This is a genomic window from Nostoc sp. CHAB 5715, assembly GCF_020829685.1.
GTDB lineage: Bacteria > Cyanobacteriota > Cyanobacteriia > Cyanobacteriales > Nostocaceae > Nostoc.
This window is the reverse complement of record NZ_JAIVFR010000232.1, coordinates 1-8,489: the sequence shown is the minus strand read 5'-3', so window position 1 is coordinate 8,489 and position 8,489 is coordinate 1. Positions and strand designations below refer to the sequence as shown.

Here is an 8,489-nt window from a genome sequence, read left to right as displayed (position 1 = left end):
ATTTTAACTCTCTCTCATGATTTGATTCAAAGCTTTATGTTGGGATTGGTGAGAAAGTCCGAAAATGCGTTAACTCTTTCTCGATTTATGGTTCAAAATTTTTCCCACATTATGATTCAAAGCACAATTTAGCAGGTTGCAAAACTGGAGTGAGAAAGTAGCACACGGACATCAAAGCAAAGCTGAAATTATCAAGAGTTTAGCGAGTAGCTACAACGATAATTTAGATGAAATCAATCAATCTGTGGATCAAGAGCGCGAAAACTATCTAGAGCAGATTGAACTGCTTAATATGCGTGTAGGTCAACTACAGCATGAATTGCAAGGTGATTTAGTAGAACCCGTGTATGGTGACTTTGGTTTTGATATCAACGGGAAAATTGCTAATGAAATAGCCCGTAACCTGTTTAGTGATATCAGCTTGGCTTTGAGCGTTAAAGGGTTCCAGGTGAAGCCTGACGGCGTTGTAGACATTGGTTATGGGTATTCGCACTCTGTGCATCCCAAAGCCGTTGTAGAGGCTATTAACCAGCACTCTGAGACAATTGCTAAAAAGTTAGGACTATTCAAAATTACTTCTGTTAGAAAGTTGGAAGTAACCGACTGTATTGTGGTCAGCTACCGTATGGAGCCAGCTATCAAAGCAGATGAAATTAAGTTAATGGTTGGGACTCCTGACGAATTTATTAACTATGTAGTCAGTCACCCAATTCGTTATCGGCTGATAGCAGATCCGGGCGTTGGAAAAACACCTACAACAGCCGTGATGATCAGCGAAATATTAAAAGCTGGTTGCACTCGCGGTAATACTGGCAAGGGTGAGAAAGTGCCTAATACTCTGGTTACAGTGTCTTATCCTGGTGCTGTTGCTTCACTCAAAGATAGCAACTATCCTTTAGAGCATTTCCTTAAGTATGGCGACACAACAGCCGCGATTAAATCCTTTGATGATTGCCTAGACGACGGGAATTTTAGAGTTCAAAACCCCACATTCGCTGCTAATTTCTTTCAAATTTGGGCATGGGATGAACTTGACAACACTCTAAATTCTTGCAGTGAACCATACAAGGCAGGGGAAAACCTTAAGAAGATTTTTAAACAGTTTGGACACAATAACATTGGCTGGATTGTGTCGGGTCAATCAGTGATGACTAAACAAATCCCAGGTTTTACCAATGATGATAGGTCACTCTTTACCGAAATAATCATCGGCATTCCCAAAATTAGACATTATCTAAATACTTACGGTAAAGGTAAAAACAGTGAGTCTAACTTGGCTAAGTTGACCCGTAACTTAGACGCTATAGAAGAATATATCGACCATAAAAACGAGTTAGTTACCGATGATGCCAGATTATTAAGAGTAGCCTTAGTAGTTGACTCTCGCTCACCTAAGCTTTACTTTTTACCTAATCTAGATAAAGTCAGCTTTAACTATCAAGAAATAGAGGAGACAAAGCGACTGGCAAGGCTTGCCAAGTCCCCTGGCACAATTGGCAACGGACTAGAGACTGAAAGCTCAAAGCCTTATACACCAAGCAATGGTCAAATGGTAAGCTTGCCACCAAAAACAACTATAGGGGGTAGTCACCAATCTGGCACAAGTCCCCACTGCGGAAGCGCAAATTTAAAGCTACAAAATGACGATAGATATCGCTGTCTAGGCTGCAAAAAGCGCACAGTTAGCAATAAGATAGTCTGGAAATAAATATATGAACTTTAATGAGCTTGACGATGTTTCGACTATTGTCTATTGGCTAATAAACGAGCGTTAACCCTAATTAAACAGAGTAACTAATATGGACTGGTAAATAATAATTAAATCCCACATTGTTTTATACAGTTCAGAAGACATAGAACTGCTTGAAAATTTTACATGGCGAATTGGTAAAGGTGATTATGTGATGCGTGGTACAAGAGTAAAAGGCAAATACTTAAATCTGTACTTTCATAAATTTGTTGCTGAAAGGATGGGTCTAAATATTGAGGGGTTTCTAGTAGATCATATAAATAGAAATCCACTAGATAATCGCCGAGAAAACCTTAGATTAGCCACATTCAGCTTAAACAATGCCAATAGTCAAAAACGGTCTAATAACACAACAGGGTACAGAGGTGTTTATTGGATAAAGCAAAAGCAAAAATGGCATTCACGCATACAAGTAAACAATAAAACTATTTGCTTGGGAACATTTAATAATTCAATCGATGCCGCAAAAGCTTACGACAAAGCTTCTTGTAAATATTTTGGCGAGTATGGGTATCTAAATTTTCCTGTTTAATAAGCGTGCAATTTATGATGGTTAACTGGGAATTTGAGAAGCGATCGCTACACGTCTTTAGCATTAGCGACTTGCCTTCTTATGCTAATCATTTTCAGCATGATCGGGCTTGTGGGAGTAGGAACCGTAGCAGGAAGATTGACAAGTCAACCAGTTAACTCTGGTAACTCTCTGATACAGCCACAAAAACAATTGCCAAAGTGAGTAGAACTTAAGGGAGGCTAACAACCTCCCTTAAGTTGTTATAACAGGTTATTAAAGCTATAAAAACTTTGTTGAGATATTATAACAAGTTAGCTAAAATGTTAACAGGTTACACAATAAAGGATAAAGTCAAATGTCAAAGGCAGTTCAAGAGCAAGTAGATCAACTGTTTGAAGCCACCAAAGGCTTACAGAGCTTAGAAGAGATTAAGCTACACTGCGAAGCTTTTAACGAGTTTATCAACACTAAAACTAGCTACAACAAAGCCAGTCTAGGCACTGTGTTAAGTAGGGTTGGTTTCTACACAAAATTTAAGTCATTGCCATTAGAGCAAGGTAAAAACGCTGAATCAGTACCAAAGCATGATAAGCAAGGCAACGTTACAGGAAACGAGTTAAAACACTACGTTTTGCTGCTGTGTGGTCTGGATAAGAAAGACTGGGAAGAACGCAACGAAACCACGCGAGTAAGTGACCGTTTGATGACTGCTGGTGAAAATGGTAATACAGGCATTGAGATTAACCCAGATACCTATTTAGAAGTTACTTCTAACTTGCTAGCCAGTGAAGACCCTCACGAGTTAGCAGTGGGTTTGATAGCTGCTACGGGTAGAAGACCTCATGAGATTTTAGTAAGAGGAAAATTTACCCAAATTGATGGTGAATCCTATCAAGTTAATTTTGAAGGTCAAGGTAAGAAACGCGGTGAGAAACCAGTATTTAAAATTTCTACTCTGTTCCCTGCTAATTACATCATTGAGCGTTTAAATCATTTACGAAAAGAAGCGTCTACCAAGTCACTTTTAAAAGAAGCAGCTAACGAATTTCCCACTGATGTAGCAGCACAAAACCGTGCTATTGAAAACAGACGCGGTAACTCATTGCGTCGGGTAGTTCAAGAATATTTTGGTGGCAAAGGCGACAAAGAGCCACTTTTAAACTTCCGTCATGGTCAAGAACAGAATGACTGTAAAGCCTTACGTGCTGCTTGTGCTTGTCTCGTTACCGAACGCGATTGTACGGGTTCACTAGGTTCAAAAATGTACTTTGCAGGCAGTTTTTTAGGTCATATTACACCAGGTGAAAAAATCAGTGATAGCGATTTACAGCATCTTTTAACTACGCTTGGTTACTCAGACTATTACACTACGAAACCTGTAGGCTATCCAAGCGCACCAGAGAAAGAAAAACTCTCTAATGTTCGGGTTAGTTCTTCAGATTTAGAAGCTATTCGACACTTGCAAGAGCAATTAGGAGCGTCTAACCAGCAATCAGTAATCAACAAGTTAATTGAGTCATTTAATAACCGTTTAGATAGTGCCAAACAATTACAGTCAGCACAACAAAAGGTAGCTCAATTAGAAGCACAAGTTAAACAGTTACAAGAAACCAATAACCAGTTAGCAGATATGAATAACCAATTGCAGGAAGAGAACAAAATGATAAACACAACTAAGGTAGATGTTTCAATCCCACAAGATAACCAACCTGTTATTGATGTGAACGATTTACAAGGCATGATTCAAAAGATGGTAGATGAAGCAGTAGAAAAAGCCTTGCAAGGTAAAACAACAACGGTCGTTAATGCTGTAACACCTGCCAAAGTAGCACCACCAAAAGAAGAGATTGACTGGCAAGCAAAAACCGATACGGAAGTTTGGGGGAGCAAAACAGCGTCAGCAGCTTTAGAAAAAATTCGTAGGTCTTATCAGGCTATCTGTTTATACAACGATACTGTAGCGACTGGAGACAGCGATCGCCTAGCAATTACTAACCAAGCACTCAGAGATTTATCAGGCTGTAATGGTTTGCTGGTACGCGATTGGATTGAAGCCCATAAGGATGAAGTGATTAGCCATAATGCTAAGTTCGGCATGGAAAACAAGAAAGACCCCAGTAACCCTGCCAGCTATGCCAATAAAGGTAAAGACACAGATAAAATCCTGTTGCTGATAAACGACGAATTCTTGAGCGGTGAAGCCTTTAAAGCAGGGAGAAACTAAAACGGTGTTATTGGTCTGAATGCAATACTCTAGAAGCTTTTTGGTGGATGTCGGGAAACAGGTATTTCCCGACATTTCCCAGAGTCAAAGCATTACTAAATCATCCGTGCACTTTATGTAAACTGCCTTTCAGCGATTTACATCTAGTCAAATGACTAACCGCCGTGTTATGATTTTTGCATTCGCACTATTGAACCTTGAAAACCAAATACAGTAAAGCTTTCAGCGATTGCAATTCACCTAAATCTCTATTAGGGATTGAAACAAGGCATTTTTCTAAAAAAATCACAGCTAACGGAGATTGCAATCAACCTAAATCCCTATTAGGGATTGAAACATGAAAAACTGAAAGTAAGGCATTGGGGATTGTTGCAATCAACCTAAATCCCTATTAGGGATTGAAACGAACAGATGCAGAATTTAGATAATGACACTGCAATTGCAATTAATCAAAATCCCTATCAGGGATTGAAACTGTTGGGACGTATAGAGCAATCGCGCTTCTGGCATTGCAATTAACCAAAATCCCTATTAGGGATTGAAACGCTAAATCCGAGAGTATTCGGCTTTGGTATTACTATTGCAATCAACCTAAATCCCTATTAGGGATAATGTGCGTCAATTTCTAGCTTTTTATCAATGTCCATCTCTACACCATTACTAGCCACTGGTGACAGCATAGCCAAGCTTGCAGCCGCTCCTAATACCTGTTCGTCAGTCACTTCTAAATATCTCTGCAACTGTTCCAAGTTCCGATGCCCTGATATCTCCTGAATAACTCTCAGTGGTATTCGAGCATTACTCATCTGAGTTAAACCAGTCCTTCTAAAGCTATGGGTACTCACGCCAATTATCCCAGCTTGTTTACAGGCAGTGCGTAGTATTCTAGCGGCTGAATCTTCGCTGATGTGTCTATCACAGCGACCGGGAAACAGATAATCATCTCCTGCCAATGGGTAATAATTGCTTAGTATTTGGCGTAAATCTTCAATCACTGGGATTGATCTGGTTGCAAGTTTTCCCTTGGTGTTTGCTTTCCTGATAATCAGCCGGGGTCTAACATTGCCCTTGGGTGTGTAAATGTCTTGAGTCAACAGAGTACAGCATTCACGGATTCTACAGGCACTAAAAAGGCAGACACCGAACAAAGTTCTATCTCGGTCATTGTCTAAGCCGTGATTGAAAATTAGCTGTATCTCTGACTGCGTTAGAACCTTGGCGCGTCCGTGCCGATTGATTTTCATTGTCTGACTGTAGACCCTGTAATGCACAGCCTACAACGATTTGACACTCATTTTTTATAAACTAGATAGCACAAAAAAATAAGAACCCATCTTTTTTAATACAAGAAAGGTTCTTATTTTTTTTAACTAATCATCGCATGGAACTAAAAAGTTTTTGGCAAACCTGCTTGCTTTAAAACCGCATTTGCTGTGTGCCGAGATTTAATACACTGATCAACTACAAAACAGTGATCTGTTTTTGGGCTGTACCAGAACTCATGATCTCCTTTACCTTGTCTTTTGTAGTAACATCCTGCTTCTGAAAGAATCCGCTTGAGTTCAGGAGTGAATGAAACAGCCATTTAACAAGGAACGCTTATACGTTCACTGCGACGACTTACCAAGTCTAAATCAATACCCAGTAGAGTAACAAGAGGAAAACAATTATTTAGCTCTAAAAGCTCAGGGATAATCACCTTTAGCTTTTCCACTAACGCTTCATTACTAGCTGCTTCTGTAACCAATCCGGGTAAATCCTCACTAGTCGCAACCCAGACTTCTGCTTCAGAATCCCAAAAAGCATCTACCTTAATTGCCTTATCTAGTTTGACTCCCATGTAATTACTCATCCTATACTTGTGCTGTCTTAAGTTTATTGCAGTGACTGCATTATTACAACCCCTTCCAACCCTTCCCAACCTTCCCACCTGGTTAACCCAGGTCATAAACTTAGGTAAAACGGCGTCGCGGTGAACTTAAAATTATTAGCTCCCAAAGTTTAGTTATAATTTGGGAGCTTTAATTATTTAATGATAAGTCTTTCACCGAATACGATATGAATCGGTGTTCTAGGTTGCTCTCCAGCATTGTCTAGTAATTTCGACACCTGGTGGAACCGCCCAGACCGGGCCGGGTTGTCGCAGCCGCGGACACTCTAACATACGGGCTTCCGGACTTGTCAAACCAGCTTATCGGATACCATTTTTTGGAACTAGAATTAAGAATGTTGCCACTAACTCCACGATCCACTAGAGTTCCACTGGAGTTCTGCCATCGGTTGGTGACAAGCGTAATCTCGCGGCCGCTATTGTTGTAAATAGTCACCGTTATCGGTTTTACCTGTACAATTTCGTCAATTGTGCGGCGCTGCCAAGTAACTTCTACACGGACGTTGCCGGGAGATCTATCCCCGTTCTTCGCAGTGAGATGGAAGGAACAGGGCGGATCTGGATCAGGTTCCGCTTTTACAAGACTTCCAGGGAGCAGCATCGCTGCGGCAGCGAACACCGCCAGAGTTTTCTTGAGCATTTTTATCTCTGATTCTCTTAATAAATAATGTTGTATATTAATTGAAAAGGACTTAAATTTTTATTTCAAATTCATACTTATTAATAATTGGTTTTTCGGCTGCTGCTCACGGTGATTACAATCGCTTAATTACTTGTCCTTCCTGAGTTAAACATGATTTTGTTTGAATACAAATATTCCCCCGAAAACTTATTGATAATGAGAATCAAATAAAGTGGTAGGGAACTAAGCGAGCTACACTCGCCTCTTACCCTATTTGCGATTATCATTATTATATAAATTGATTTCTACTCAAAGATGTATTGACAAAATTTATTTACTTTTAACTTTTAACAAATGTCTGGATATCAATGATACAGACCTGCGAGTAAGATATTTTCTTTTTCCTTACCAAACACTTTAAACTCTGGGTCAAATGTAAATTTTCTGCCTTGAATGGTAGCAATCTTAGCCTGAGCAGCTTCTATAGCTGTACCCTGGTTACGGAATACAGGACGGCTCCACTCCTTGGTACTAAATAAGTAGTCGAACAGAATTAATTACACAATGTCATTGCGAATGTAGCGAAGAGAAATGTAGGCGTTAGCGCAGCGTTAGCGAGTCTTCGAGCGTCAGCCTTCCCGAAGGGTAGCAATTCGCTTGCGGCTGGGATTGCTTCGCTTCGTACCCTTCTCCTGACGGAGACGCTGCGCGAACGGGAACGCTAAGAGCGAACGCAATGACTGTAAATATTTTTGTTCAGTTACTTATAAGTTCATGTTTTTGAGCAACACCACGTAATCCTAATTCCATCAATCTTTCAAGCCGTTTCGCTAGTTCTTCGCGGCTAATCACCCATTGTCTATCAAGTAGTTTTTTAAGCTCCCCTAGATTCTTTTCCATATCTTTTTGAGCCTTTGAAGCAGCCAATAGCTTTTCAGAACGTCATTCTGAAAGCATCAGTGTTGTCAGTGATAGACTTAGAACAAAATGGCTAGTCACTGAACGAGGTTGATATGAACGCAGAGTTCACTCAGATTTTTGAGTTAACCCTCTCAGAAAAATTGCAGCTTGTGGAAGACTTATGGGATAGCATTGCCCAAGTTCCAGAGCAAATTCCTGTGCTTGACTGGCAAAAAGAAGAACTTGCTAAGAGAAAAGCAACCTACTTACAAAATCCTGACTCAGGTAGTTCCTGGGAAGAAGTTAAGGAGCGAATTCGTAATAGACAATATGGTGTCTAAAAATCTGATTATTCTGCCAGAGACGCAAGAAGATGTGGCTCAGGCTTTTATCTGGTATGAAGAGCAAGAACTTGGTTTGGGTGAAGAATTTCTTCGTTGTGTAGATGCTTGTATTCAGTTCATTCGGCGAAATCCAGAAATGTATCAGGTAGTTCACCAAAGCTATCGAAGGGCTGTAGTTCGGCGCTTCCCTTATGTTGTTTTCTATGAGCATTCGGACACTACAATCATTGTCTATTACGAATTC

The 8,489-nt window shown here is 40.1% G+C and carries 9 protein-coding genes; 5 read left to right on the top strand and 4 right to left on the bottom strand.

Going from position 1 to position 8,489, the window contains the following annotated elements:
* Window positions 1-136 precede the first annotated feature (136 nt).
* From LC574_RS14665 to LC574_RS14655, 3 genes are all read left to right on the top strand, one after another.
* A complete protein-coding gene (locus LC574_RS14665) occupies window positions 137-1,708 on the top strand; it encodes a hypothetical protein (RefSeq protein ID WP_229454202.1) in 1,572 nt (523 codons plus the stop codon).
* Between the two features lie 196 nt (window positions 1,709-1,904).
* Window positions 1,905-2,282 carry an AP2 domain-containing protein gene (locus LC574_RS14660; RefSeq protein WP_229454203.1) on the top strand — a complete coding sequence of 126 codons (378 nt, stop codon included), beginning with the start codon at window positions 1,905-1,907 and terminating at the stop codon, window positions 2,280-2,282.
* A 337-nt stretch (window positions 2,283-2,619) separates the two neighbouring features.
* The gene (locus LC574_RS14655) at window positions 2,620-4,488 is read left to right on the top strand and encodes a protelomerase family protein (RefSeq protein ID WP_229454201.1); all 1,869 of its coding nucleotides are present in this window, start codon (window positions 2,620-2,622) and stop codon (window positions 4,486-4,488) included.
* A gap of 602 nt (window positions 4,489-5,090) precedes the next feature.
* Here the strand turns inward: LC574_RS14655 and LC574_RS14650 are convergent.
* The 4 genes from LC574_RS14650 to LC574_RS14635 form a co-directional block, all read right to left on the bottom strand.
* Entirely contained in the window at window positions 5,091-5,732 is a 642-nt protein-coding gene (locus tag LC574_RS14650) for a site-specific integrase (RefSeq protein WP_229454200.1), read from the bottom strand.
* 143 nt (window positions 5,733-5,875) lie between these two features.
* The gene (locus LC574_RS14645) at window positions 5,876-6,073 is read right to left on the bottom strand and encodes a type II toxin-antitoxin system HicA family toxin (protein WP_229454199.1); all 198 of its coding nucleotides are present in this window, start codon (window positions 6,071-6,073) and stop codon (window positions 5,876-5,878) included.
* Window positions 6,074-6,340: a DUF1902 domain-containing protein gene (locus LC574_RS14640; protein WP_229454198.1), complete on the bottom strand. Its 267-nt coding sequence runs from the start codon at window positions 6,338-6,340 to the stop codon at window positions 6,074-6,076.
* Window positions 6,341-7,757: 1,417 nt separating this feature from the next.
* Window positions 7,758-7,928 carry a hypothetical protein gene (locus LC574_RS14635; protein WP_229454197.1) on the bottom strand — a complete coding sequence of 57 codons (171 nt, stop codon included), beginning with the start codon at window positions 7,926-7,928 and terminating at the stop codon, window positions 7,758-7,760.
* An 86-nt stretch (window positions 7,929-8,014) separates the two neighbouring features.
* Between LC574_RS14635 and LC574_RS14630 the strand changes: the two genes are divergently transcribed.
* The gene (locus LC574_RS14630) at window positions 8,015-8,242 is read left to right on the top strand and encodes an addiction module protein (protein ID WP_229454196.1); all 228 of its coding nucleotides are present in this window, start codon (window positions 8,015-8,017) and stop codon (window positions 8,240-8,242) included.
* On the top strand, window positions 8,232-8,489 hold a 258-nt coding region (locus tag LC574_RS14625), incomplete at its 3' end, for a type II toxin-antitoxin system RelE/ParE family toxin (protein WP_229454195.1). The genes LC574_RS14630 and LC574_RS14625, both read left to right, overlap by 11 nt.

Excerpts from the sequence above, each read along its gene's own strand:
- LC574_RS14660 (WP_229454203.1), top strand. The coding sequence starts at position 1,905 with ATGCGTGGTACAAGAGTAAAAGGCAAATACTTAAATCTGTACTTTCAT.
- LC574_RS14645 (WP_229454199.1), bottom strand. The coding sequence starts at position 6,073 with ATGGCTGTTTCATTCACTCCTGAACTCAAGCGGATTCTTTCAGAAGCA.
- LC574_RS14630 (WP_229454196.1), top strand. The coding sequence starts at position 8,015 with ATGAACGCAGAGTTCACTCAGATTTTTGAGTTAACCCTCTCAGAAAAA.
- LC574_RS14640 (WP_229454198.1), bottom strand. The coding sequence starts at position 6,340 with ATGAGTAATTACATGGGAGTCAAACTAGATAAGGCAATTAAGGTAGAT.
- LC574_RS14650 (WP_229454200.1), bottom strand. The coding sequence starts at position 5,732 with ATGAAAATCAATCGGCACGGACGCGCCAAGGTTCTAACGCAGTCAGAG.
- LC574_RS14655 (WP_229454201.1), top strand. The coding sequence starts at position 2,620 with ATGTCAAAGGCAGTTCAAGAGCAAGTAGATCAACTGTTTGAAGCCACC.